This is a genomic window from Streptosporangium sp. NPDC001681 (genome assembly GCF_040298085.1).
GTDB lineage: Bacteria > Actinomycetota > Actinomycetes > Streptosporangiales > Streptosporangiaceae > Streptosporangium.
This window is the reverse complement of record NZ_JBEOZN010000046.1, coordinates 45,992-69,302: the sequence shown is the minus strand read 5'-3', so window position 1 is coordinate 69,302 and position 23,311 is coordinate 45,992. Positions and strand designations below refer to the sequence as shown.

Here is a 23,311-nt window from a genome sequence, read left to right as displayed (position 1 = left end):
ACCGTACGGAGAACGAGACCCCCTCGGGCGTGTGCGCGAACACGTTGCCGAGCAGCGCGTCCACGCAGGCGGCCAGCTCGTCCGCGGGGACGGCGACCGGCAACGGGCCGGGAGCCAGATCGAGGGTGAAGTGCCGCGCCTGATCCTCGGCGAGCACCGACCAGAACGCGACCCGGGCCGCGGTCACCGCCGCCGCGTCGCACTCGGCCCGGTCCCGCACCCGCCGTCTGGCCTCGTTGATCACCGAGGTGACGGCGCGTTCCAGGGCGTCCACCCGGGCCTCGATCCTGGCCGACTCCTCCGGGTCGGTCAGGGACTCGGCCTCCAGCCTCAGCCCGGTCAGCGGGGTGCGCAGCCGGTGTGACAGGTCGGCGGCGCTCTCCCGCTCCTCCGCCAGCAGGCCGGTGATGCGCTCGGCCAGGTGGTTGAGGGCGAGACCGACCGCGTGCACCTCGACGGGGCCGTCGGGCACGGTTCTGGCGGACAGGTCGCCCGCGGCGAGCCGGTGCGAGACCCCCGCCAGCGCGGTGATCGGCCTGATCACCGCACGGGCCAGCCGGTCACCGACCAGCACGCCCAGCCCGACCAGGGCCAGGCCGAGCGCCGCCAGCCCGGCCCAGACCTGGGGCACCCCCCTGGTCAGCCGGTCGTCGTCCAGGAACACCCGGACCACCGCGGTGCCCCCGGGCGCCCCCTGGACCGAGACCAGGATCTCCCTCCCGCCGGGGGCGGCGGCGGTGACGCTGCGACCGAGGAAGGCCAGCTCCACGGCGGTGGAGCGCGGGGCGGGGGCACCGATCACCTGGCCGTCGGGGAGGAAGACGGTGACCGGGTGCGAGGTCTGTTCCGTGGTGAGCCGCAGGGTCTCGGCGTCCACGGCGCCGACCGCGACGGCCACCGACTCGGCCTCGCTCTCGGCCTCGCTGACCGCCCCGCTCACCGCCACCGTGCGGACCAGGAGCGCCAGCGGGACCATCAGCGCGATCAGTACCAGGGAGGTGGTCGCCGCGACCAGCAGGGTCAGCCAGCGCCTCATGCCGGGGCGGCCAGTCGCACGCCGACACCCCGGACGGTCTGCAGGTAGCGGGGCTCCTGCGAGGTCTCGCCCAGCTTGCGGCGGAGCCACGACAGGTGGACGTCCACGGTTTTGTCGGCTCCGCCGTAGGGGATCTGCCAGACGTGGGTGAGCAGTTCCCGCTTGGTGACCACCTCGCCGGGGCGGGCGGCCAGGTAGTGGAGCAGGTCGAACTCCCGTGGGCTCAGATCCAGCGGCGTCCCGTCCAGGGTCGCCTCCCGGGTACGCGGGTCGATCCGCAGGCCCCCGACGGTGACCGAGCTGTCGGCGCGGTTCTCGCCGGCCACCCGCCGGAGCACCGCCCGGATCCGGGCGTCGAGCTGGGTCGCGCTGAACGGCTTGACCACGTAGTCGTCGGCGCCCGCGTCCAGCAACCTGACCATCTCCGCGTCCCCGTCCCGAGCGGTCGCCACGATCACCGGGACCCGGCTCACCGCCCGGAGCATCCGAAGGAGGTCAAGCCCATCCATGTCGGGCAGGCCGAGATCGAGTACCACCAGGTCGGGGCGCTCCTCAACGGCCAGCCGGAGGCCGTCGAGAGCGGTGGGAGCGGACGACACGGCGTGACCGCGGTCGCGCAGGCCCCGGGTGAGGGAGGTACGGATCGCGGCGTCGTCCTCGATGAGCAGTACGTTCGACATTTGCCGCCACGTTAGCCTTCTTCCACACCACCTCAAAAGCGGGTTATCGGCCCCTTAACCTTGTCTTATCGTTTCAGGTGGCACAGTGAACGCATGCGCAAGCGTCTTCCCCTGGTCGTGGCCGGTTGGCTGGTCACCGGACTCCTCGCGATCGGAGTGGGTGTGGCGGTGATCGACCGTCTCAGCGAGCCGCTGACGGACACCGGGCTCCAGCCGCTCTCCGCCGCCGAGGTCGACGAGGCGCTCGCCCTGGCCTCGTCCCTTCCCGGCGGTCCTCCCACGTCCGCTCCCACGGCCGGGGTCACCTCGGATCCCGCCGAGTCCGCTTCCGAATCGACCGTCGCCGAGTCCGCTCCCCAGCCGACCGTTACCGTCCCCACCACCGCCGCGCCCGCCGCGGAGCCCGGCGAGAGCCGGGTGATCACCACGGCGGGCGGCAGGGTCATCGCCCGCTGTAAGGACGGCCTGGTCACCCTCCGGTCGTGGAGCCCGGCCCAGGGATTCCAGACCGACGACGTCGAGCGTGGACCCGCCGACCGGGCCCGCGTCGAGTTCGAGTCCGAGGAGACCGAGGTCAAGGTCGAGGTCACCTGCGCGGCCGACGGATCACCCGTCCACCGCGTCCACAGCTGATCGGCCGTGGCCGGGGCTCCCCGTCCGCGAAGTCGGGTCCACGGCGCCGCGGCGGGCGGGGGGCAGGCAGGAGCGGCTGTCAGCCGCAGCGGTCCGCGTCCCCGACCTCCACCTCGGGAGCCTCGTCGGCCACCGTGACCGAGAGCTGGGCGGTCGAGGCGACCAGGCTGCCTCTGGGGGACTTGGCGGCCTTCTCGTCGACCACGATCCCGCGCTCGCCGAGCAGATCGTACGTCTTCGCGTCGAAGATCAGATCCTGCCTGACGCCGTCGAGGCCGACCCTGCCGACGCCGATCCCCTCGCGTCCCGCCGCGTCCTCGGCCCGCTCGGTGACGTCGACCCCGGGGATGGTGCCCACCGCCTTGAACAGCGCCGCCCGCTGCGCCGGGGGCATGTAGGTCTCCCTGAGCATGTCGCCCGCCGCGGTGAAGGCCGCCTCGTCCTTGGAGTTGCCGCCCCGGTCGCCGGTGTAGAGGTGGGCGCGCATCCCGTCGGCGTCCGTGGGGAGCCTCCTGAGCGCCGCGTGGTCGGTGCGCATGTACTCGGGGATCTTCCCGCAGTTCACCAGCGGCATCGTCTCGACTCCGGACTCCTTGTACGCCGTCTCGGGGATCGGCCAGCCCGGGTAGGCCCTGGGCTCCAGGTGTTCGATCCGCAGCACGCCGTTCCTCGTCCCGTCGGCGGACAGCCAGATGGCCCGCCTGGTCCGGTAGAGGTAGCGGGTCTCCTCGCCGACCTCACCCGTCTCCGCGTTCGTTGCCACGCCGCCGAAGGAGCCGTACATCGTCTCCGACTCGACCTTGACGAACTGGTCGTCACGCGGGGCGAGGTCCCTCTGCACGGCCGCTCGCGCCGCCCTGTCCAGTACCTCGCTCGCCGAGACGGCGACGATCTTGGGCATCGTCACCACGACCTCCTCGACGTCTCCGGAGGGGCCGCCGCCCGGAGCCCGCGCCAGGGTGATCGCGGTCGCCCCCACCGCCACCGCGAGCGCCCCGGCCAGCGCCATCGCGTACGGCCCGCGCCACCGCGGCCCGTTCCGCAGCGGGTTCCGTCCCCGTGCCCGCGGCGCGGCGGCCGCGGCCAGCCCCCGCCTGGCCGCCTGCCTAGCCTCGTCGGCGTACGGGGGTGCCTCAGGCCGGATGGCGGCCACCAGCTCGATCTCGTCCTTGTTCATCTGTGTGACTCCAGGGAGCGGCGGATCTTGGTCCGGGTGCGAGAGAGGCGGGACCTGACGGTCCCGATCGGGATGCCGAGCGCCTGCGCGGCCTCCTCGTAGGTCAGGTCGGCCCAGGCCACCAGCAGGAGCAGGTCCCGCTCCGCGGAGCCGAGCCCGGCCAGCGCGGCGGCGAGGGCGGGTCTGAGCCGGTCGGCGGTGACGCGCTCGGCGCTGCGGTCCTCGAATTCGGCCGCGGGCTCGGGAACCTGCCGGGCGAGCGTCTTCAACCTGCGGGTCTCCGACCTGCGGTGGCCGGAGATCAGGTTGGAGGCGATCCCGTACAGCCAGGGTCTGGCGTCGGCGCGGCCGAGGTCGTACCGGGCCCGCTTGCGGAAGGCTACGAGGAACGTCTCGGCCGTCATGTCGTCGGCCGTGGTCACGTCGTCCAGCCGCCGCGCCACGTACCGGTGGATCTCGTCGGCGTGCCGGTCGAAGAGCCCGGCGAACCTGTCGGGGTCCGTCAGGGACTCCCCGATCAGCGTCGCGTCGGTCGCGTCGTCGGTGGGCGGGGACAGCGGGAACGCCCCGGTCCGTTGGGGGAGACCCAGTGTCACCACCTGTTTCGTCCAGTCGTCATCAAGAGGGAATCCTTCCGGAGCGCGTACGCACTCTCACTACCTACTCCGCCGACCGCCTCCATCGGGTTCCATAGATGGACATGTCTCCCTTGGGGGGCGTCCGACGGCTGGCGGCGGACGCTCAACATCTACATGCGGGTGCCGCTGGACCGGGCCATGGACGCCGCCTCGCAGGAGTTCGAGTGGCGGGGGCTGTTCAACGACCCGAAGGTGAAGCAGGCGTGGGAGGCGCGGGTCGGCCGGCTCGCCGGGGAGTTCATCAAGGGGGCGGCGGGGGGCGACTACTTCCGCAACCAGAACTACGCGGGCAGTGCGGTGACATCTCCCTGACCATCCAGCAGCCCGAGCCGCCGGAGGCCCTGGTCAACGCCCTGGCCTCGGAGCAGGCGGCCAAGGCGGAGAACGTCGCGCAGACTCGGCGCAACGCCAAGGTCCGCACCGAGATCGAATCGATCAAGGACCTTGTCGAAGTCCTCGGCCCGCAGGGCGCCGTGCTCTGGCAGGCCATCCAGAAGGGGCAGGTCAGCGTGGTCCCGGTGCCGCAGGGCGGCAACCTCAACATCACCCCTCCCGGCCGCCGACCCCGGTGGCCGGAACCGTCACGGGTGACCGGTTCACGCCGTGCCGTCCGCCTTGGTGGAAGTGGCCGGACCCAGCTCGGCGCCGAAGTCGCGCGCGATCCTGCGCATCCCCTCGGTGAGGTCCCGCCGGTCGAGCGCGGAGATTCGCTCGGCGGGCCCGGAGACCGACAGCGCGGCGACGGTCCGCGCCCCGTCGTGTACGCCCACCGCCAGGCAGTGCACGCCGATCTCCTCCTCGCCCAGGTCCATCGCGTACCCGTGCTCGCGCACCCGCTCGAGCTCGGTGAGCATCCCCTGCAGGTCGGTGATCGTGTTGGCGGTCCGCCGGGGCATGCCGGTGCGCCTGACCAGCGACGCCACCTCGGTGTCCGGACGGTCGGCCATCAGCACCTTTCCCACCGCCGTGCTGTGCGGCAGCACCCGCTTGCCGACCTCGGCGAACATCCGCAGCCGCCGCGGCGAGAGCACCTGGGCGACGTAGACCACGAAGTCCCCCTCCAGCACCGCCAGATTGGCCGTCTCGCCCCACAGCTCGACCATCTTCGTCAGGTGGGGCTGCGCCCATACGCCGACCATGCGCTCGGCCACCCCGCCGAGCCGTACCAGCGCGCCGCCCAGGGCGTAGCGGCGGTCGGACTCCTGGCGCACGTAGCCCCGTGCGAGCAGCGTGCGCAGCAGCCGGTGGATCGTCCCGTAGGGCAGGCCGGTCCTGGCCGCGATCTCGGAGAGCCCCGCCTCCCCGCCCTGCTCGGCCAGCGCCTCCAGCACGTCCAGTGCCCGGTCGACCGACTGCACGGCGCTCATCTGACCTCCTTGCCGGGTGACCCCGGATCCTTAGGTGCCCCATGGCCGCCGGACGGCTCGTTCACGGCACCTCCGTGAGCCCGCGCAGCGAGGCGTCGAGGACCTGGGCGGTGTGCGCCACGGGGATGGGCGTGTCCCCCCGGCGGCGGATCGCCGAGGCGATCTGCATGGTGCAGCCGGGATTGGCCGAGACCAGCAGGTCGGCGCCGGTGGCCAGCACCCGCTCCGCCTTGCGGTCACCGAGATCCTTGGCGGCCTGGGGCTGGAACAGGTTGTAGGTTCCCGCGGAGCCGCAGCAGATCGCCGACTCGGCGATCTCCCTCACTACCAGGCCGGGCACGCCTTCCAGGAGCCTGCGGGGTTCGGACCTTATCCCCTGCGCGTGGGCCAGGTGGCAGGCGTCGTGGTAGGCCACGGTGAGCGGCAGCGGGTGTCGTTCGGCCACCGGCCCGAGCGCGACGAGATACTCGGCCAGATCGACGACTCTGATCGCCCTTGCTCTGTCGGCCCACTCGCCTTCCTCGGATTCGAGGATCTCCGCGTAGTCCTTCATCGTCGATCCGCAGCCGGCGGCGTTGACCACGATCGTGTCGACGCCCGCCCGCTCGAAGACGGAGATCGTCCGCTTCGCGAATCGCAGGGCCTGCCTCTCCTGGCCCGAGTGCAGTGACAACGCCCCGCAGCAGCCCTGCGACGGCGGGATCACCACGTCGCAGCCCTCCATCGCGAGCACCCGGGCCGTGGCCGCGTTCACCTGCGGGAAGAACTCGCCCTGCACGCAACCGGTGAGCATCCCGACCGTCGCCCTGCGCGGACCCCGCGCCGGGAGCACGCGCGGCAACTCCTCCCTGGCGGCGGCTGGAGGAGCGAGGTCGGCCATCGCGGCCAGGGACGGGTTGATCCGCTCCAGCCTCGGGGCGATCGCGCGGCGCAGTCCGGCACTGAGCCGCAGTGGCAGCCGCATCGCCCGCAGTCGCCGGGGATAGGGGAACAACTGGAAGACCAGTGCCCGCAGCGCCCGGTCGTCGGGCTTCCGCTCGTGTACCCGCTCCACCTCGGCGCGGGTCTGCTCGATCAGCCGGTCGTACCTCACCCCGGACGGGCAGGCGGACACGCACGCCATGCAGCCCAGGCACGCGTCGAAGTGCCCGGCCATCTCCGGTGTCAGCGGTGTGCCCTCGACGTGCTGCTTCATCAGGTGGATCCGGCCGCGCGGGGAGTCCATCTCCTCGCCCCACAGGACGTACGTCGGGCAGGTGGGCAGGCAGAAGCCACAGTGCACACAGTCGTTGATCAGCTTAGGGTCCATGTCAGATCCCTCCCGCGAACCGGCCGGGGGACATCCTCCGGTCGGGGTCGAACCGTTCCTTGATCCGCCGCATCAGCGGCAGCGCGCCCGACGGGCCCCAGCGATCCACCCCGCGGGCGATCTCGGCGGGCGCGGTGAGCACGGTCAGCCCGCCGCCGAGCTCGCGGAGGTCGTCGCGCAGGCCCGTCACGAACCCGGCGAAGGCCGCCTCGTCGACGTCCGCGGGCAGGGCGACCCGCAGGACCGCCGAGGCGACCGAACCGCGCACCCGCGCGGGCAGCCCGCGCGCGGCGACCGCCCGCAGCGCCAGGTGCGCGGCGGCGGGCGGGACCCGCAACTCCAGCAACAGGTCCGCACCGGGCGGTACCGCCCACCAGGCGGGCGCCTCCATGGTGATCAGCGCGCTCCCGTACCCGTCCATGAGCCGGCGCACGGCCTCCGCCCGGGCGCCGGCCGCCACCCCCTCGACGAGCGCGGACACGGTGGGCGCGCCCAGCGGGTGGTCCGGCCAGTCCAGCTCGATCGCGCTCGGCTCGGCCAGGGCGGCCGCGAGCTCGGTGACCAGCGCGGCCGTTCCGTGGCCGGCTCCGGCCCGGGAAGCCGGCTCCACGGTGATCCAGCGGCGGTCGGCCGGGATCGGGTGGAGACGGAAGGTGGCCTCCGTGATGACGCCGAGCGTGCCGTACGAGCCGGTGAAGAGCTTGCCCAGGTCGTAGCCCGCGACGTTCTTGACGACGTTGCCGCCCGAGGAGGCGGTCGTGCCGTCGGCCAGCACGACCGTGATGCCGATCAGCAGGTCGCGGGCGGTGCCGTAGCGGAACCTGCGGGGACCGGCGACCGCGGTGGCGAGCGTGCCGCCGACCGTGCCGGCGCGCGGGGCGCCGTCCAGGGCCAGTTCCTGCCCGAACCGCGAGAGCGTGGAGTCGAGGACGTCGAGGGGAAGCCCGGCGCTGACCCGCGCCACGAGGTCGCCGGCGGAGTGCTCGACCGTCGATCCGTTGCCGAGGAGCAGGCGGCGGGTGTCGATCAGCAGGTCGCACCGCTCGGGGGGATTTCCCCAGCCGAGCTTCGTGCCGTCTCCTGTCGGGACCACGGCCAGGTCGTGCGCGGCCGAGACACGCATCAGCGCGGCGACCTCATCGGTGCTCTCGGGCAGGGCCACCCAGCGGGGGAGGACTCCACCTACCGTCTCGCCGGGGGTCGCCGGGCGGACTGTCACACCCGTCTCGTGCAGTGCCTCCATCAGAAGTGCTCCGCCTGTCCGGACTCGACCAGCGGGTGCACGCCCTTGCGGACCCCGGGGACCTCGCCGCACAGCCGCGGGGTCGGGAAGATCTTGCCCGGGTTCGACAGGCCGCGGGGGTCGAAGGCGCAGCGCACCAGCTGCATGGTGTCGAGGTCGTCGTTGGAGAACATTTTTGGCATATATCGGGATTTGTCCACTCCGACGCCGTGCTCACCGGTGATGGAACCGCCGTGCTCGATGCACAGGTCGAGGATCCTTCCCGAGACGATCTCCGCCCGCTCGCCCGCGCCCGGCTCCGCGTCGTCGAACAGCACCAGTGGGTGCAGGTTGCCGTCACCGGCGTGGAAGACGTTCGCGACCCTGATCCCGTACTCGCGGGAGAGCCCGTCGATCCTCGCCAGCACCTCGGGCAGCGCGGTCCGCGGTACGACGCCGTCCTGGACGATGTAGGCGGGGCTGATCCGGCCCACCGCGGCGAACGCCGACTTGCGGCCCCGCCAGATGGCCGCCCGCTCCACCGGGTCGTCGGCGACCCGTATCTCGAACGCGCCGTTCTCCCGGCAGATCCGCGTCACCTCGCCGAACTGGTGCGCGACCTCCTCGGCCGGACCGTCCAGCTCCACGATGAGCACCGCGCCGGCCCCTTCGGGGTAGGCGCACGCCACGGCCGCCTCGGCCGCCTCGACGGCCAGGGCGTCCATCATCTCGATCGCGGCCGGTACGATGCCGCCGCCGATGATCGCCGAGACCGCCCGCCCGCCCCGCTCGATGTCCTCGAACGCCGCCAGCAGCGTCGTCACGGCCTCCGGAAGCCGGCTCAGCCGTACGACGACCTTGGTCGCGATGCCGAGCGTGCCCTCCGAGCCGACGAACGTGCCCAGCAGGTCGTAGCCGGAGTCGACGTCGGCGAGTTCGACGATGTCACCGTCGGGGGTGACGATCTCCAGGCCGATCACGTGGTTGACCGTGAAGCCGTACTTCAGGCAGTGCGCGCCGCCCGAGTTCTCCGCCACGTTGCCACCGATCGTGCAGACCTGCTGGCTGGAGGGGTCGGGCGCGTAGTAGTAGCCCAGGTCGCGGACGGCCTCGGTGATCGCCAGATTGGTGACTCCCGGCTCCACGGTCGCCCGCCGGTTCGGCACGTCGACGGAGAGGATCCGCCGCATCTTCGAGGTCACCACCAGCACCCCGTCGGTCCTCGGCAGGGCCCCGCCGGACAGACCCGTCCCGGCGCCCCTGGCCACGAACGGCAGGCCGTACTCGTTGCAGATCCTCACCACGGCCGCGATCTGCTCGGCGCTCTCCGGAAGCACCACGACGCCGGGAGTGGCCCGGTGGTGGGTCAGCCCGTCACATTCGTAGGTGCGCAGCCGCACGGGGTCGGTGATCACCGACCCGGGGCCGAGGAGCTCCTCGAACCTGCGGGCCGACTCGTCCAGCGTCTTCGTCGACATCGTTCCTCCTGCGATGTGACCGAGGGTCCGGCGACGACGGGGATGCCGTCGCCGTCGCCCACCGGCCTGCATCGGCCGATTAACGACATAACCCTCATCTCGCATTCTCGCTCAGTGCGGGGGCGCCGGCGTTCCTGCCGTGCCTGGGGCCCTCGTCCAGCAGGCCGGCGAACTCCCGCTGGGCGGACCGGCAGTCGGGGACCGGCGAGATACGGGCGGGGCCTGGCGGGGAGTGACGGATACGGAGGTGGAGCCGACCTTTGATCATCGTGATCAGGACGCCCCTGGCCCACCCCTCGTCCGCGGTCTTGCGCGCGTAGAACTCCCTCGTCGTCCGGCTGTCCAGCATGTCCAGCAGGACGATGTGGTGGCCCCACGGGATCGGCCGCCCGGTCTGCGGGACGGAGTCCGGCCAGGCCGCCGCGAATGCCCTCATGTAGAGGAGGTTGGTCCGCGAGTAGCCCATGGCCTCGGGGAACGCGCCGCGCAGGTCGATCGAGAGCCGGGGCACCGCCTTCCTGCCCCAGTCATCGTCCGTCTGCCGTTCGAGGATGTGGCGGCCGATCCGCCAGTACTGCCGGATCAGTTCGGCATCGGTGGTGAGCAGGGCCACCCGCCCCCGGCTGCCGGTGATCTCGCGCTTGACGGCGTCGAGCAGCGACCCGTAGTCGCCCCGACCGGCTTCCTCGCCGTTCCTGTCATCACTCATGCACGCAAAGTATCCACTCGGCTCGGCCTCCGCATCCGCCGCCGGTGACCGCCTGGAGTGAGGAATCCTCGTCAGGGGATGAGGATTCCTCACCGTCGGGCCGGTCATGTCATGGCATACGCGCATAGGCAGGGAGAGTAAGGAACTCCGCGAAGTCGTCGTCCAGGGCGACCTCCTTGAACAGCGCGGTCGCCTGGTCGTAAAGGGCCTCGTCGTATCCGGGCTCTTCCTTGATCTTGGCGAGCTCCTCGTCGATGATCTGCTCGACCAGTTCCCTGGTCACCACGGCGCCGGTGTCGGCGAGCTTGATGTCGTTGTGGATCCACTGCCAGATCTGGGAGCGGGAGATCTCGGCGGTCGCCGCGTCCTCCATCAGGTTGTGGATCGCGACCGCGCCCAGCCCGCCCATCCAGGCGGCCAGGTAGCGCAGTGCCACGTCCACGTTGTTGCGCAGCCCCGCCTCGGTGATGTCGCCGGGAGTCTGGGCGACCGCGAGCAGGTCGGCGGCGGAGACGGAGACATCCTCGCGCAGGCGGTCGAGCTGGTTCGGCCGCGACCCGAGGACGGCGTCGAAGACGTCGCGGCAGATCGGCACCAGGTCGGGGTGGGCGACCCACGAACCGTCGAAGCCGTCGCCGGACTCGCGGGTCTTGTCGGCGGTGACCTTCTCCAGAGCGATCTTGTTGACCTCGGGGTCGCGGCGGGAGGGGATGAACGCGGCCATCCCGCCGATGGCGTGGGCCCCGCGCCGGTGGCAGGTGCTGACCAGGAGTTCGGTGTAGGCGCGCATGAACGGGGCGGTCATCGTCACCGCGTTCCGCTCGGGCAGCAGGAACTCGCGGCCGCGGGTGCGGAACTTCTTGATCACGCTGAAGAGGTAGTCCCAGCGGCCCGCGTTGAGGCCGGCGGAGTGGTCGCGGAGCTCATAGAGGATCTCCTCCATCTCGAACGCGGCCGGGTAGGTCTCGATGAGCACCGTCGCCCGGATCGTGCCCTGGGTGATGTCGAGCAGTTCCTGGGCCCTGACGAAGACGTCGTTCCAGAGGCGGGCCTCCAGGTGTGACTCCATCTTCGGCAGGTAGAAGTAGGGGCCCTTGCCCTTGGCGATCTGCCGCTGCGCCGAGTGGAAGAAGTAGAGCCCGAAGTCGACGAGGGAGGCGGAGAACGGCACCCCGTCGAGGGTGAGGTGCTTCTCGTCCAGGTGCCATCCACGAGGGCGGACCACGATGGTGGCCAGCTCGGAGTCGGGCTTGAGGGCGTAGCTCTTCTCCCCGGCGGAGAAGTCGATGGTCCGGTCGAGCGCGTCGCGGAGGTTGAGCTGGCCGTTGACGGTGTTCTCCCAGGTGGGAGCGTTGGCGTCTTCGAAGTCGGCCAGCCAGACCTTGGCGCCGGAGTTCAGCGCGTTGATCGTCATCTTCCGGTCGACCGGGCCGGTGATCTCCACGCGGCGGTCCTCCAGGCCGGGCGCGGGCGGGGCGACGTGCCACTCGGACTCGCGCACGTGCCTGGTCTCGGGCAGGAAGTCGAGGGTGCCGCCCGCCGACAGCTCCGCCTGACGGTCCTGGCGGGCCTGGAGCAGCTCCAGACGCCGGTCGTTGAACTCGCGCTGGAGGGTGGCCACGAAGGCCAGTGCCTCCGGCGTGAGGATCTCGTCAAAGCGGTCCTGACCGGGGCCACTGATCTCAACACCGTCCATGAGCCCTCTTTCCGTATCATGGAAAACCACTTCTGAATTGTGGAATAGACGCTACTTGACGGCCGGTTCTCGGTCAAAGGCAGGGTCCTCCTCAGGGGTCGCTCGGGGAATTCCCCGATGATCCGGGGGATGTACTGGGAGACAGTTGGATCAGCGCCTCCCGGTAGAGGGAGAGGACGGACAAGTCGCGAATGGGAAGCGGAGACTTCCCGGGAAGTCGAGGATTGAGCGCATGAAGAGGAACACGCTCGTCGCCGGTGGGCTGTTGGGGGCGGTTTTCATGCTCTCGGGGTGCGAGTTCGCCCTGGACTTCCGTGACCGGCAGCAGGACGTCGTCTCCTACGACGTCACCGGCAGGGTGACGGCCCTGGACGTCGCCACGGGCTCGGGCGACATCGTGGTCACCGAGTCGGACCGGCAGGCCGTCCACGTGACCGAGACCATCCACTGGCGCGGCGGCGACAAGCCCACCACCGAGCATCCGGTGGACGGCGGCACGCTCACCCTGCGGCACCGCTGCGACGGGATGAGCTGCTCGGTCGACTACAAGGTCGAGATCCCGCCAGGTCTGACGGCCAAGCTCGACACCGGTTCCGGGACCATCACGCTGCGTGGGCTGACCGGGGGGGTGAGCGCCGAGAGCGGCTCCGGCGACATCGAGGCGGGAAACCTGGGTTCCAAGCAGTTCACCGCCGACACCGGCTCCGGCGAGGTCGAGGCGAGGTTCGCGGTCATGCCCGACAGGGTGGAGATCAAGACCGGTTCCGGCGACGTGGCCGCGTACCTTCCCAAGGGCGGCTACGACGTGACCACCGAGACCGGCTCCGGCGACGAGACCGTGGAGGTCGTCAGGGACCCCTCGGCGCCGCACAAGATCACGCTGAAGACCGGCTCCGGCGACGCCCGGGTCCTGCTCTCCTGAACCCGACACCGACACCGCGCCGGTCGGGGGGCGGAGCGGTGATAACCAGGTGATGACGGAGCGGTTCCCATGGCACCATCGAGGGGAAGAGACCCGGGGTGTTCGGGCGTTCACTCATATGAGAAGAACGCATACGGACCCACCATCTGAATGGAGCGACGACATAGACACTCGTGAGCCGCTGGACATGGACATCGATCGATTCGACGACCTGCTCGACACCGGTGAGATGGATCTGGCCGAGCGCCAGGCGCTCCGCCGGGTGGCGGGCCTCTCCACGGAGCTGGAAGACGTCACCGAGGTCGAATACCGCCAGCTGCGACTTGAGCGGGTCGTCCTGGTCGGTGTCTGGACCTCCGGTACGGCGATCGACGCCGAGAACTCCCTCCTGGAGCTCAAGCTCCTCGCCGAGACCGCGGGTTCACAGGTGCTGGAGGGGCTGATCCAGCGCCGCCAGAAGCCCGACACGGCGACCTACATCGGTTCGGGCAAGGCGCAGGAGCTCGCCGACATCGTCTCCGCCACCGGTGCCGACACCGTGGTGTGCGACGGTGAGCTGAGTCCCGGCCAGCTCCGTCAGCTCGAGGAGACGGTCAAGGTCAAGGTCATCGACCGGACCATGCTGATCCTCGACATCTTCGCCCAGCACGCCAAGAGCCGCGAGGGCAAGGCCCAGGTCGAGCTCGCGCAGCTCAACTACCTCCTGCCGCGCCTGCGAGGCTGGGGTGGCAACCTGTCCCGCCAGGTCGGCGGGCGCGCCGCGGGCGGCGTCGGCATGGGCGGTCGCGGTCCCGGTGAGACCAAGATCGAGCTGGACCGCCGCCGGATCCGCGAGCGGATGGCCAAGCTACGCCGCCAGATCGGCGAGATGACCACCGCCCGCGAGACCAAGCGGGCGCGACGCCTGCAGCGCGAGGTCCCCGCCGTGGCCATCGCCGGATACACCAACGCGGGCAAGTCCTCGCTGCTGAACCGGCTGACCGGTGCCGGAGTGCTGGTCGAGGACGCCCTGTTCGCCACGCTCGACCCGACGGTCCGCAGGGCGCACACGCCCGACGGCCGCCTGTTCACGCTGGCCGACACGGTCGGGTTCGTCCGGCACCTGCCGCACCAGCTCGTCGAGGCGTTCCGCTCCACGCTTGAGGAGGTCGGCGATGCCGACCTGATCCTGCACGTGGTCGACGGCTCGCACCCCGACCCCGAGTCGCAGCTCGCCGCGGTGCGTGAGGTGTTCGCCGATATCGAGGGCGCCCGCGACATCCCGGAGATCGTGGTCATCAACAAGGCCGACGCCGCCGACCCGGTGGTGCTGGCCCAGCTGACCGCGCGGGAGAAGCACACGGTCGTGGTCTCGGCCCGCACGGGCGCCGGGATCGACGAGCTGAGGGCCGTGATCGAGCGGGAGCTGCCCCGGTTCGACCAGGAGGTCAGGCTTCTCGTGCCATACGAGCGCGGCGACCTGATCTCCAGGGCGCACGGGGAGGGCGAGGTTCTCGGCATCGAGCACACCGAGGACGGCACGGTGCTGCACGCCAGGGTTCTGCCCGGCCTCTTCGCCGAGCTGGAGAAGACCGCCAAGCCGGTCGAGACCGTCTGATCGGCTCCTTCCGCCGTACCGCCTTCTTGGGGCGGTACGGCGGGACGGCGATGCCTTCCCTCACCTCTCGCGGCGGAACATGACCAGTGCCACGTCGTCCTCCCTGGCGCCGAACCTCCCGATCAGCCGGTCGCAGAAGACCTCCAGGTCCTCCTCCGTCTCCTCGGCCAGGTGCCGTACGATCTCCAGACTCTCGTCGAGCAGCTTGTCGCGGTCCTCGATGAGTCCGTCGGTGAACATCAGCACCGCGGCTCCCCGCGGCACGTTCACCCGGTCGACCCGGTAGCTCTCCTCGGCCACGCCCAGCAGGAGATTGCCCAGGCGGTGGTAGCGGGCCCGGCCGTCGGCGATGAGCAGGGGCGGGATGTGCCCGGCGTTGGCGATCTCCATCTCCCCGGTCACCGGGTCGAGCAGGAGCAGGCAGACGGTCGCGGTCATACCGGGGTGGTAGCGCCGCAGCACATCGTTGAGCAGGGCCATCGACGTGCCGAGGTCCGAGGTGCCGATGACGGAGGCACGCAGTGCGTGGCGCAGCTCCGCCATGACGGTGGCGGCCAGCAGCGAGTGTCCCTGGACGTCGCCGATGGCGATGAGCACCCGGTGGCCCAGCCGTAGGACCTCGTAGAAGTCGCCGCCGACCTCGATGTTGTCGACCGCGGGCTGGTGCCGCCAGCCGATCGTGAGCCCGGGGGTCTCGGGGATCCGCGCCGGCAGCAGGCTGCGCTGCAGGGTGAGGGCGATCGCGTGCTCCTCGGCGTACGCCCGGAGCGCGTCCACGGCGAGGGCGAGGGCCTGGCCGAGCTGGCGCAGCACGTTGAACTCGTCGACGTCGAGCGGCGGGACCCCGTCCACCCCGAGATAGACGGGGGGCCTGTCCAGCTTGGTGCGGCAGACCACGGCCGAGACATCGCCGCTGATCTTCGAGTCGGGCACCAGCCTCATCCACTCGGCGGCGGGGACCGTGAAAACCCGGGTGCCCGCGGAGTCGCCCAGGGACATCGCGCTCAACCTGTTCAGCGTGTCCGGCGCCGCGGCCTTGGCGACGGCGACGTTCTCCGGGGGCATGGCGGAGAACCTGCGGGTCCGGCCGTCGGGAGGCAGGGCGAGCGTGCCCGCCTGCCGCTCCAGGATCCTGGAGGTCCCCTCGACGGCCGTGCCGAGGAGCTCGTCGAACGTCTCGGCGGAGTTCATCGAGAGCGTGACCTCGGTGAGGGCGGCCAGCCGCCGGGCCATCAGCTCGGCCCGTTGCCGGGCTCGGTAGTAGCGCAGCGTGGCCTCGACCGTCGCGGCGAACTCGTCAGGCTCGACCGGTTCCGCCAGGTAGGCGTCGGCTCCGCGTTCGAGCCCCTGGGCGCGGTCGGCCGGGGTGATCGCCGCTCCGGAGATCTGGATGACCGGTATCGACGACGTCGCCGGGTCGGCCTTGATCTGCTCGCAGACCTCGTAGCCGCTGATGTCGGGTAGTCGTACGTCGAGGACGACCAGGTCCGGCTGGAGCTCCCTGACCTTGGCGAGTGCCTCCATGCCGCCGGTGGCCTGCACGACCTGGTGTCCCGAGCGGCGCAGCCAGCTCGACAGGATGTACAGCTTGGTCGGGGTGTCGTCCACGACCAGTACCGTCGCTCCCTCGCTACCCATGGGCGTGCCCCAGAACGCTTCCGATCGCCTCCAGCAGGGTGTCACGGCGGAGCCCCTGCTTGGGGATCACTATGCGTGATCCCTCCGGGGCGTGGCGCGACGTGGCGACGGTCACGATGATCACCGGTACCTCGCGCAGCCGCTCGTCGTCGGACATCCGCAACATCAGCGCGGTGCCGTCGAGACGGGGCATCAGCAGGTCCACCAGTGCGAGGTCGGGCGGGTTCTTCGCCATCGTCTCCAGCGCACTCAGCCCGTCGGAGGCCTCGTCGATGTGCGCGGCGAAACCGGTGAGCATCCGCCGTACCGTGGCGCGGAACTCCGCGTCGTCGTCCACGACGAGCAACCGGCCGACCATCGGGGCCTCGTCGTGCCGGTAGGGCAGCCTCAGGGTGGCCGTGGTTCCGGATCCCACCGTGCTGGCCAGCTGCAGTCCGCCGCCCAGAGCCTCGGCCAGCCTGCGGGCGTACGGCAGGCCGAGCCCGGTCCCCCTGCTCCGTGCCTGGATCACCCCCGGCACCTGGAAGAACTCCTCGAAGACACGTTCCAGGTGCTCCTCGGGCACGCCTATCCCCGTGTCGGTCACGGTGAAGACCAGGTCGTTGGTGGCGGCGTCGATGCTCACCTCCAGCCTGACCTCGCCCCGCTCGGTGAACTTCAGCCCGTTGGAGAGCAGGTTCCGCAGGATCCGGGTGAGCATCACCTCGTCCACCATCATCTCCAACGGCGCCTGCGGGATCTCCATCGTGAGCGCCACCTCGTCGTTGCCACTGGTGGGGCGGAGCGTCATGCACAGCCGTTCCGCCAGCGCCACCAGGTCGACCATGGCGGGCTGGGGATCGAGCCGCCCGGCCTCGGCCTTCGCCATGTCGAGCAGCTCGCTCACCAGCGCCAGAAGCGTCTGCGCCGAGGAGCCGATGAGGTTCACCTGGTGGAGCTGCTCGGCGGCCAGGGGCTCCCCGCCAGGACCCACCAGGAGGCGGACCAGGCCGATGATCGAATTGAGCGGGGTGCGCAGCTCGTGGCTGACCGTGGCCCAGAACCTGTTCTTCGCGTCGCTCGCCGCCCGGAGCTGCGCGGACTTCTCGTCCAGCTCGGCATAGAGCGCCACGACGCCGCGGTTGGTCTCCTCCAGCTCCTCGGAGAGCTGGTTGTAGAGTGCCAGCACTCCCTGGTTGGTCTCCTGCAACTCGGTGTTGAGCTGCAGGACCTCCTCCAGGGTCTCGGCGAGTTCGCGGTTCTGCAGGCGCAGCTCGTCGAGGGCGGTGGTGGGCGCCGCGGCGGCGAGCACGGCGCGTATCTCCTCTGCCGAGAGTCTCGGCTTGCGGCCCTGCGGGAGCCGTTTGACCATGCTTATTCTTCCCTCGGCGGGATCGAGCTCGATGAGGTCGACGAGACGCCCCGCCAGTGTCACGCCGTCCGATGGGCGGAAATCGGTCTCCACCGAGAAGTCAACGGTGACGAGCAGGGCGTCCCGCTCCAGCCGGAAGGCGACGGAGGCTTCGATCCCGGCCTCGAGGAGTTCCCTGCCGATCTCGCTCAACGCGGTGGCCACCCGGATCTGGTCCTGGGCCTCCAACCCGACGCTCTCCGCGACCTCCCGGCCGAGCCTGCGCATGGCGAAGACGTCGTGGTCGTCCCGGACGTCGACCCTGATCAGCTCGTTCCCGGTCATGCGCCCGGCCTGACGGCGACCACGCAGGCGTCGTCCCTGCGGGTACCGGCCTCGCGCAGCAACGTGCCGGCGACGACGGAGGGGAGGCGCGTGACCAGCCCGGGGTAGGAGGTGATGTCCCAGCGCTCGGACAGGCCGTCGGAGTGGAGCAGGACGACACTGTGCCGCGGCACGATGTACTCGTACTGGCGCAGGGCCCTGGCCTGGTGGCCGGCGATGCCCGGTACCGAGATCATCCCCTGACGACCGTCGCCGTGGGCGATCCACGCGGAGATGTTGCCGAGGCCGGCGAAGCTCACCGTGCCCGCGGCGCCGTCGACGCGGGCCACGGCGACCGCGCCGCCCCTGGTGTGGCCCAGGCCGGTGTGGATGCGCTCCAGGGCGGTGACCGGTGCGAGGTCCGCGTGCCGCAGGAACAGGCGCACCGCCTCCTGGGAGGCATGGGCGGCGGCGGGACCGTGGCCGAGCCCGTCGCAGAGCATCACGGTCATCGCGGTGCCGGTCTCGGCGACCACGAAGGCGTCGCCGCAGACGGTTTCCTCGCCGATCGGGCGTGTCAGGCCGCTCACCTGGGACGGGGGCCGCGGGGCGCCCTGCGCGACGAAGTACATGCCGAGCACGGTTCCCCGGCCGGGCATGGAATGAACCTCGTATCCGCTGGCCATCCGGGCGATGCCGCCCAGCCCGATGCCGAGCGTGCCCGCCGTGGAGTAGCCGTCGCGCAGGGCGCGGGAGACGTCCTGCATCCCCGGCCCCCGGTCGATCGCGAGGACCTCGACCGCCGAGTCCAGCTCGGGGTGCGGCCGGATCAGCATGACCCCCTCGATCGCATGCTTCACCAGGTTCGACGCGGCCTCGCTCACCGCCACGGCGACCCGCCCGATGTCCTCCTCGCCGAATCCCCGGATCTCGGCGAGCGCCACGGCGGTGCGGCGGAGCGCGCCGATCGCACTGGCGTCCTCGGCGCGCACCCAGACGTCGTGCCGCGAGCGGATCAACGTGCCCATTTCGTCACCGTGATCAGCGTGCCCTCACCGGGAGTCGACTCCAGGGCGAATTCGTCGACCAGACGGCGAGAGCCGCTGAGGCCGAGACCGAGGCCGTTGCCCGTGGTCCATCCGTCGGTCAGCGCCTGCTCGATGTCCGGGATGCCGGGCCCGTTGTCGCTGAAGGTCATCCGTAGGCCGCGCCGTACCCCCTTGTGCACGACCTCGACCCGTACCTGTCCCCCTCCCGCGTAGACCAGGGCGTTGCGGGCCAGCTCGCTGGCCGCGGTCACCACCTTGGTCTGGTCGACCAGGGACAGGCCCACGTTCACGGCGACGGTCCTGACGCGCTGGCGGACCAGCACGACGTCGCCGTTGACGTTGATGGGCAACTCCTCGGCGGTTGTCACCGGGGGGCCGCAGAGGTCTGGGAGCCTTCGATCTGGTTCAGCAGCGCGACACCCTTCTCGAGATTGAGCGCCGTGCGCACGCCACCGAGGGAGAGGCCGAGCTCGACGAGGGTGATCGCCACCGCCGGTCGCATGCCGACGACGATCGTCTCGGCGTCGAGCATGCGGGAGATCGCCGCGATGGTGGCCAGCATCCGGCCGATGAAGGAGTCGACGATCTCCACGGCGGTGATGTCGATGATCACCCCTCGGGCGCCGGTCGCGACCACCTTCTCCGACAGGTCCTCCTGGAGCGCGAGCACGCTCATGTCCTGCAGGTCGATCTGGATGGAGACGATCAGGATGTCGCCGAGCTTGAGGATGGGCACGCGCTCCATCAGCCCTCCACCGTTCTCACGGCGATGCGGGACTCCCCGCCCTTGACGACCTTGACGCCGCTCGCCCGCAGGGTGTGGGCCAGCGCGTCGGCGAGCGTGGCCTTGGTCACGATGTCGCCGAACTCGATGCCGAGGGTGACGATGGTGTGGGCGATCTGCGGGCGGATGCCGGAGATCACGCACTCGGCGCCCATCAGCCGGGCCGCCACCACGGTCTTGAGCAGGTGCTGCGCGACCCCGGTGTCCACGGCAGGCACCCCGGTGATGTCGATGACCGCGTGCTCGGAGCCGGTGTCGACGAGCGCCTGCAGTAGCTTCTCCATGACGACCTGGGTCCTGGCCGAGTCGAGCGTGCCGACCAGCGGCACCGCGACGATGCCGTCCCAGAGCTTGACCACCGGGGTGGACAGCTCCAGCAACTGCTCCGCCTGGTCGATGATGATCTTCTCCCTGGCCGCCGCGTAGCTCTCCACGGTGAAGAGCCCGAGGTCGTCGATTACCCGGGAGAACCAGATGAAACCTCGCAGGGCCTCGGGGGAGGCGTCCTCCTCGACGGTCTCGTAGAGCGCCTCCTTCAGGCCGAACACCACGATCGCGGTCTCGGTCGGGGTGAACCCCTGGCGGGCGCGGTCACGGGAGAGTTCGGCGAGGAGGCCACGCAGGTCGCTGAGGTCGCCGGAGTCGCCGAACGACCGACGCAGTGCCCGGTAGAGCTCACGTAGCTGCCCGGCCAGTCCTCCGCGATCCACCTGGCCTCCGGTAGAGGAGCCGGCGACCTCAAGCCAGCGCTTGAGGAGGCGTTCCTCGTGCCCCTGGAGAAGTTCTTCAATGCGACGCCGGCCGGCGTCCGCGTGGACGGACAAGGCAACTCCTATGCGTGTGACCTGCAGACAACTCGCACGAAAGGCTACATTGAGCGTCCTGCTTGCGGCCTTTTCTAGGGATTTGGTCGACAGGCGTCGGAGGGGGGATGTCGCTGCCATCCCAGGTGCCCGCACGGCAACGCGACCGCCCGCCGATGTGGAGGGGAGTAAGGATCATGGTCCAAGCCTCCCGATTACCAGCCTAGGTTGATCGCGAATCGCGTTTCAATGGCGGGGCTTGCGCTGAAAGGCTCTGTGGGGTGCACTGTGATTGCGAAAACGTACAAAAGCCGCGAAAGCCGCAGTGGTCGGCCGGGGTTTAGATTGCTACCATAAGGCAAATCTAGCGAGATGTTATGACGCAAGTTGCTCTGGTGACTACTGTTACGGACGATGAAGAAGTAGTCTGAGCTGTGGAAAGGTGCTCAACGCCACGCGTGATCGTCGAGCCGGCGGGCGAGGTGCGGTCGCGGTGAGGCGGCGTTCTTCCCAATTAGCCTGTACAGCGGGCTGACTTGTGAAATAACGTAACTGAACTGAAATCGCCCGATCATGATCCCGGCGATACTGTCGCCGCACAACAGATACGCGGATGAGAGCAGGAGACCCCCGATGCCGTCCGGAGTCACAGCGGGCTTGAAGGGCACGGTGCCCGGCAGTGTCAGGGGCGACTCGTCCCGTCCGGGTGTGGTCCTCCTCCTCCAAGCGTCTTCCCCTGAACACAAGGCGGTGATGCGATGACGGTCCGCCTTCTGACCAACATCGGCCGGCTCTGGACCGGAAACGATGTGTTCAGCAACGCGGCGATCCTTGTCCACAACGACAGGATCGCCTGGGTCGGCCGGGCCGCGGATCTACCGCAGAGCGTGCCCGGCGTCGTCGACGACATCGTCGACGTCGACCACGTCGAGAACCTGGGCGGCGCGCTGGTCACCCCCGGCCTGATCGACGCGCACACCCATCCGGTCTACGCGGGCAACCGCTACGCCGAGATGGCGATGCGCTCCGGTGGTTCCACCCCCTCCGCGATCACCGCGGCGGGCGGCGGCATCGGTTCCACCGTGACGGTCACCCGGGGCACCGATCCCTGGACGCTCTGCAACGGTGTCCGTGAGCGGCTCCGAGACTGGCTGCTCAGCGGCACCACCACCATCGAGGCCAAGACCGGCTACCACCTCACCCGCGACGGCGAACTCGCCGACGTGCGGCTCCTGCGCGAGCTGGAGAAGGAGCCGATGATGCCGCGGGTGCACGTGACCTTCATGGCCGCGCACGTCGTCCCGCCCGAGTACTTCGGCCGCCAGCGCGACTACGTCGAGGCCGTGGGCTCCTGGTGCGCCGACGCCGCGGCGGCGGGAGCCGACAGCGTCGACGTCTACTGCGACGAGGGTCACTTCACCGCGGAGGAGGCCCGCTGGGTCCTGGCCTCCGGGCGCAACGTCGGCCTGCAGCCCCGCGTGCACGCCGGTGCGTACACCCGCCGGGGCGCCGTCCAGCTCGCCGCCGAGCTCGGCTGCGCCTCCGCCGACCTGCTCCACCACACCACCGACGAGGACATCGCGATCCTGGCCCGCTACGGAGTCCCCGCCGTGGTCTGCCCGGGAACCGCCCTCCAGCGTGGCAGCCTGCCTCCCGTCCGCCGGATGCTCGCCCAGGGGGTCACCGTGGCCCTCGGCAGCGATCACAACCCGGGCCACTGCGGCATCACCTCGATGTCACTGGTCATCAGCCTCGCGGTGGCGGCCTTCGGCATGAGCGTCGGCGACGCCCTTCGCGCCGCCACCCTCGGCGGTGCCACGGTCCTCGGGGCTTCCGACCGCGGTGTTCTCGCCCCAGGTCGCCTGGCCGACATCGTCCAGTGGGACGCCGACCACGAGGGCGCCTTCGCCTGGGCCTTCGGCCTCAAGCCCCGCCGGGTCTGGCGTGGCGGCACCCCCGTCCAGTAGGTCCAACGTCCGTGTCTCCGGCCTTCTTCGTCTGATCTTCCCCGAGTAATCTCTGGACATGTCGCCATCGGTCGCCGTCGTCACCGACTCCACCGCCTACCTTCCGCGAGAGCAGGTCTCCCGCCTGGGAATCATCGTGGTACCGCTCCAGGTGATCGTGGGAGGCAGGTCGCTCGACGACATGGCGCGGCTCGACGGCGCGAGCGTGGACGACGCGCTCGGGGAGCGGGCTCCGGTGACGACCTCCAGGCCCGCTCCGCGGCGTTTCGCGGACGCCTACGACCAGGCGGCGGCCCAAGGCGCGACCGGCATCGTCTCCATCCACCTGTCGGCGGAGATGTCCGGCACGGTCGAGGCCGCCCGCGCGGGAGCCGAGGATTCACCGGTTCCGGTCGACGTCATCGACAGCAGGTCCATCGCGATGGGCCTGGGATTCCCCGTCCTCGCCGCCGCGGGTGCCGCCGCCGCGGGCGCGACCCGGACGGAGGTGGCGGATGCCGCCCGCCGCCGTGCGGAGTCGATCCGCAGCTTCTTCTATGTCGACACCCTGGAATACCTGCGCCGGGGAGGCCGGATCGGCGCGGCGGCGACCCTCCTCGGCTCGGCACTGATGATCAAACCGATCCTGCACATCCGTGACGGCGCGATCGTTCCGCTGGAGAAGGTCCGTACGGCGAGCCGGGCCATCGCCCGTCTCGAGGATCTCGCGGTCGAGGCCGCGGGCACCGCCCCGGTGGAGGTCGCCGTCCAGCATCTCGGCGCCGCGGCCCGTGCCGAGGCGCTGGCGGCGCGCCTGCCCCGGCGCATCCCCGCACTCGTCGAGGTCACAGTCGTCGAGGTCGGTTCGGTCATCGGCGCCCACGTCGGCCCCGGGATGCTCGGCATCACCGTCTCCTTCCCGCCCTCCTGACACCCGTGGGCGCGCATGCCCGGTCCGGGCGCCCGTCCGCCG

At 70.5% G+C, this 23,311-nt stretch carries 22 protein-coding genes; 6 read left to right on the top strand and 16 right to left on the bottom strand.

Going from position 1 to position 23,311, the window contains the following annotated elements; genetic code table 11:
* A partial coding sequence (locus ABT130_RS21985; protein WP_350957840.1) for a HAMP domain-containing protein occupies positions 1-1,036 on the bottom strand: 1,036 nt, incomplete at its 3' end.
* Positions 1,033-1,716 carry a response regulator transcription factor gene (locus ABT130_RS21980; RefSeq protein WP_030904055.1) on the bottom strand — a complete coding sequence of 228 codons (684 nt, stop codon included), beginning with the start codon at positions 1,714-1,716 and terminating at the stop codon, positions 1,033-1,035. The genes ABT130_RS21985 and ABT130_RS21980, both read right to left, overlap by 4 nt.
* 93 nt (positions 1,717-1,809) lie before the next feature.
* Between ABT130_RS21980 and ABT130_RS21975 the strand changes: the two genes are divergently transcribed.
* On the top strand, positions 1,810-2,349 hold the full coding sequence (locus ABT130_RS21975; protein ID WP_350957837.1) for a hypothetical protein: 540 nt from the start codon (positions 1,810-1,812) through the stop codon (positions 2,347-2,349).
* A gap of 79 nt (positions 2,350-2,428) precedes the next feature.
* Here the strand turns inward: ABT130_RS21975 and ABT130_RS21970 are convergent, their stop codons facing one another.
* Both ABT130_RS21970 and ABT130_RS21965 read right to left on the bottom strand, forming a co-directional pair.
* Entirely contained in the window at positions 2,429-3,526 is a 1,098-nt protein-coding gene (locus ABT130_RS21970; protein WP_350957835.1) for a CU044_5270 family protein, read from the bottom strand.
* Complete coding sequence (locus ABT130_RS21965) at positions 3,523-4,122, bottom strand: RNA polymerase sigma factor (protein ID WP_350957832.1); 600 nt, start codon at positions 4,120-4,122, stop codon at positions 3,523-3,525. The genes ABT130_RS21970 and ABT130_RS21965 overlap by 4 nt, the downstream gene beginning before the upstream one ends.
* A gap of 156 nt (positions 4,123-4,278) precedes the next feature.
* Between ABT130_RS21965 and ABT130_RS21960 the strand changes: the two genes are divergently transcribed.
* Positions 4,279-4,476 (top strand): hypothetical protein, encoded by a 198-nt coding sequence (locus ABT130_RS21960; RefSeq protein ID WP_350957829.1) that lies wholly within the window; start codon positions 4,279-4,281, stop codon positions 4,474-4,476.
* Positions 4,477-4,760: 284 nt separating this feature from the next.
* Here ABT130_RS21960 and ABT130_RS21955 read toward each other — a convergent pair whose 3' ends face one another.
* The 6 genes from ABT130_RS21955 to aceB form a co-directional block, all read right to left on the bottom strand.
* The gene (locus tag ABT130_RS21955; RefSeq protein ID WP_350957827.1) at positions 4,761-5,531 is read right to left on the bottom strand and encodes an IclR family transcriptional regulator; all 771 of its coding nucleotides are present in this window, start codon (positions 5,529-5,531) and stop codon (positions 4,761-4,763) included.
* A gap of 61 nt (positions 5,532-5,592) precedes the next feature.
* Complete coding sequence (locus ABT130_RS21950) at positions 5,593-6,840, bottom strand: (Fe-S)-binding protein (protein ID WP_350957824.1); 1,248 nt, start codon at positions 6,838-6,840, stop codon at positions 5,593-5,595.
* 1 nt (position 6,841) lies between these two features.
* Positions 6,842-8,083 carry an FAD-binding oxidoreductase gene (locus tag ABT130_RS21945; RefSeq protein ID WP_350957822.1) on the bottom strand — a complete coding sequence of 414 codons (1,242 nt, stop codon included), beginning with the start codon at positions 8,081-8,083 and terminating at the stop codon, positions 6,842-6,844.
* Positions 8,083-9,540, bottom strand: coding sequence for an FAD-binding oxidoreductase (locus tag ABT130_RS21940; RefSeq protein ID WP_350957819.1), 1,458 nt, complete (start codon positions 9,538-9,540; stop codon positions 8,083-8,085). Before ABT130_RS21940 ends, ABT130_RS21945 begins: the two co-directional genes overlap by 1 nt.
* A 94-nt stretch (positions 9,541-9,634) precedes the next feature.
* A complete protein-coding gene (locus ABT130_RS21935; protein ID WP_350913199.1) occupies positions 9,635-10,249 on the bottom strand; it encodes a DUF1016 N-terminal domain-containing protein in 615 nt (204 codons plus the stop codon).
* 109 nt (positions 10,250-10,358) lie between these two features.
* A complete protein-coding gene (aceB, locus tag ABT130_RS21930) occupies positions 10,359-11,945 on the bottom strand; it encodes a malate synthase A (RefSeq protein ID WP_350957817.1) in 1,587 nt (528 codons plus the stop codon).
* Between the two features lie 232 nt (positions 11,946-12,177).
* Here aceB and ABT130_RS21925 point away from each other — a divergent pair, with 232 nt between their 5' ends.
* On the top strand, positions 12,178-12,867 hold the full coding sequence (locus tag ABT130_RS21925) for a DUF4097 family beta strand repeat-containing protein (protein ID WP_350913203.1): 690 nt from the start codon (positions 12,178-12,180) through the stop codon (positions 12,865-12,867).
* 187 nt (positions 12,868-13,054) lie between these two features.
* A complete protein-coding gene (gene hflX, locus ABT130_RS21920) occupies positions 13,055-14,464 on the top strand; it encodes a GTPase HflX (protein ID WP_350957814.1) in 1,410 nt (469 codons plus the stop codon).
* A 60-nt stretch (positions 14,465-14,524) separates the two neighbouring features.
* On the opposite strand, the gene ABT130_RS21915 is transcribed toward hflX, so the two are convergent.
* Genes ABT130_RS21915 through ABT130_RS21890 form a run of 6 tightly spaced genes read right to left on the bottom strand, consistent with a single transcriptional unit; the run spans position 14,525 to position 20,413 of the window.
* A complete protein-coding gene (locus ABT130_RS21915; RefSeq protein ID WP_350957811.1) occupies positions 14,525-16,102 on the bottom strand; it encodes a SpoIIE family protein phosphatase in 1,578 nt (525 codons plus the stop codon).
* The gene (locus tag ABT130_RS21910) at positions 16,095-17,777 is read right to left on the bottom strand and encodes an ATP-binding response regulator (RefSeq protein ID WP_350957809.1); all 1,683 of its coding nucleotides are present in this window, start codon (positions 17,775-17,777) and stop codon (positions 16,095-16,097) included. Before ABT130_RS21910 ends, ABT130_RS21915 begins: the two co-directional genes overlap by 8 nt.
* A complete protein-coding gene (locus ABT130_RS21905) occupies positions 17,774-18,784 on the bottom strand; it encodes an ATP-binding protein (RefSeq protein ID WP_350957806.1) in 1,011 nt (336 codons plus the stop codon). The genes ABT130_RS21910 and ABT130_RS21905 overlap by 4 nt, the downstream gene beginning before the upstream one ends.
* Positions 18,772-19,173, bottom strand: a complete 402-nt coding sequence (locus ABT130_RS21900; RefSeq protein ID WP_350957803.1) for an anti-sigma regulatory factor — start codon at positions 19,171-19,173, stop codon at positions 18,772-18,774. The genes ABT130_RS21905 and ABT130_RS21900 overlap by 13 nt, the downstream gene beginning before the upstream one ends.
* Positions 19,170-19,550, bottom strand: coding sequence for an STAS domain-containing protein (locus ABT130_RS21895; protein ID WP_350957801.1), 381 nt, complete (start codon positions 19,548-19,550; stop codon positions 19,170-19,172). Before ABT130_RS21895 ends, ABT130_RS21900 begins: the two co-directional genes overlap by 4 nt.
* Positions 19,550-20,413 carry an STAS domain-containing protein gene (locus ABT130_RS21890; RefSeq protein ID WP_350957798.1) on the bottom strand — a complete coding sequence of 288 codons (864 nt, stop codon included), beginning with the start codon at positions 20,411-20,413 and terminating at the stop codon, positions 19,550-19,552. The genes ABT130_RS21895 and ABT130_RS21890 overlap by 1 nt, the downstream gene beginning before the upstream one ends.
* Before the next feature lie 737 nt (positions 20,414-21,150).
* Here ABT130_RS21890 and hutI point away from each other — a divergent pair.
* Both hutI and ABT130_RS21880 read left to right on the top strand, forming a co-directional pair.
* A complete protein-coding gene (gene hutI, locus ABT130_RS21885; protein ID WP_343979893.1) occupies positions 21,151-22,359 on the top strand; it encodes an imidazolonepropionase in 1,209 nt (402 codons plus the stop codon).
* A gap of 58 nt (positions 22,360-22,417) precedes the next feature.
* Positions 22,418-23,269 carry a DegV family protein gene (locus ABT130_RS21880; protein WP_350957796.1) on the top strand — a complete coding sequence of 284 codons (852 nt, stop codon included), beginning with the start codon at positions 22,418-22,420 and terminating at the stop codon, positions 23,267-23,269.
* The last annotated feature ends 42 nt before the right edge of the window (positions 23,270-23,311 follow it).

Excerpts from the sequence above, each read along its gene's own strand:
- ABT130_RS21980 (WP_030904055.1), bottom strand. The coding sequence starts at position 1,716 with ATGTCGAACGTACTGCTCATCGAGGACGACGCCGCGATCCGTACCTCC.
- ABT130_RS21975 (WP_350957837.1), top strand. The coding sequence starts at position 1,810 with ATGCGCAAGCGTCTTCCCCTGGTCGTGGCCGGTTGGCTGGTCACCGGA.
- ABT130_RS21970 (WP_350957835.1), bottom strand. The coding sequence starts at position 3,526 with ATGAACAAGGACGAGATCGAGCTGGTGGCCGCCATCCGGCCTGAGGCA.
- ABT130_RS21960 (WP_350957829.1), top strand. The coding sequence starts at position 4,279 with ATGCGGGTGCCGCTGGACCGGGCCATGGACGCCGCCTCGCAGGAGTTC.
- ABT130_RS21955 (WP_350957827.1), bottom strand. The coding sequence starts at position 5,531 with ATGAGCGCCGTGCAGTCGGTCGACCGGGCACTGGACGTGCTGGAGGCG.
- ABT130_RS21950 (WP_350957824.1), bottom strand. The coding sequence starts at position 6,840 with ATGGACCCTAAGCTGATCAACGACTGTGTGCACTGTGGCTTCTGCCTG.
- ABT130_RS21945 (WP_350957822.1), bottom strand. The coding sequence starts at position 8,083 with ATGGAGGCACTGCACGAGACGGGTGTGACAGTCCGCCCGGCGACCCCC.
- ABT130_RS21940 (WP_350957819.1), bottom strand. The coding sequence starts at position 9,540 with ATGTCGACGAAGACGCTGGACGAGTCGGCCCGCAGGTTCGAGGAGCTC.
- ABT130_RS21935 (WP_350913199.1), bottom strand. The coding sequence starts at position 10,249 with ATGAGTGATGACAGGAACGGCGAGGAAGCCGGTCGGGGCGACTACGGG.
- aceB (WP_350957817.1), bottom strand. The coding sequence starts at position 11,945 with ATGGACGGTGTTGAGATCAGTGGCCCCGGTCAGGACCGCTTTGACGAG.
- ABT130_RS21925 (WP_350913203.1), top strand. The coding sequence starts at position 12,178 with ATGAAGAGGAACACGCTCGTCGCCGGTGGGCTGTTGGGGGCGGTTTTC.
- hflX (WP_350957814.1), top strand. The coding sequence starts at position 13,055 with ATGGACATCGATCGATTCGACGACCTGCTCGACACCGGTGAGATGGAT.
- ABT130_RS21915 (WP_350957811.1), bottom strand. The coding sequence starts at position 16,102 with ATGGGTAGCGAGGGAGCGACGGTACTGGTCGTGGACGACACCCCGACC.
- ABT130_RS21910 (WP_350957809.1), bottom strand. The coding sequence starts at position 17,777 with ATGACCGGGAACGAGCTGATCAGGGTCGACGTCCGGGACGACCACGAC.
- ABT130_RS21905 (WP_350957806.1), bottom strand. The coding sequence starts at position 18,784 with ATGGGCACGTTGATCCGCTCGCGGCACGACGTCTGGGTGCGCGCCGAG.
- ABT130_RS21895 (WP_350957801.1), bottom strand. The coding sequence starts at position 19,550 with ATGGAGCGCGTGCCCATCCTCAAGCTCGGCGACATCCTGATCGTCTCC.
- hutI (WP_343979893.1), top strand. The coding sequence starts at position 21,151 with ATGACGGTCCGCCTTCTGACCAACATCGGCCGGCTCTGGACCGGAAAC.
- ABT130_RS21880 (WP_350957796.1), top strand. The coding sequence starts at position 22,418 with ATGTCGCCATCGGTCGCCGTCGTCACCGACTCCACCGCCTACCTTCCG.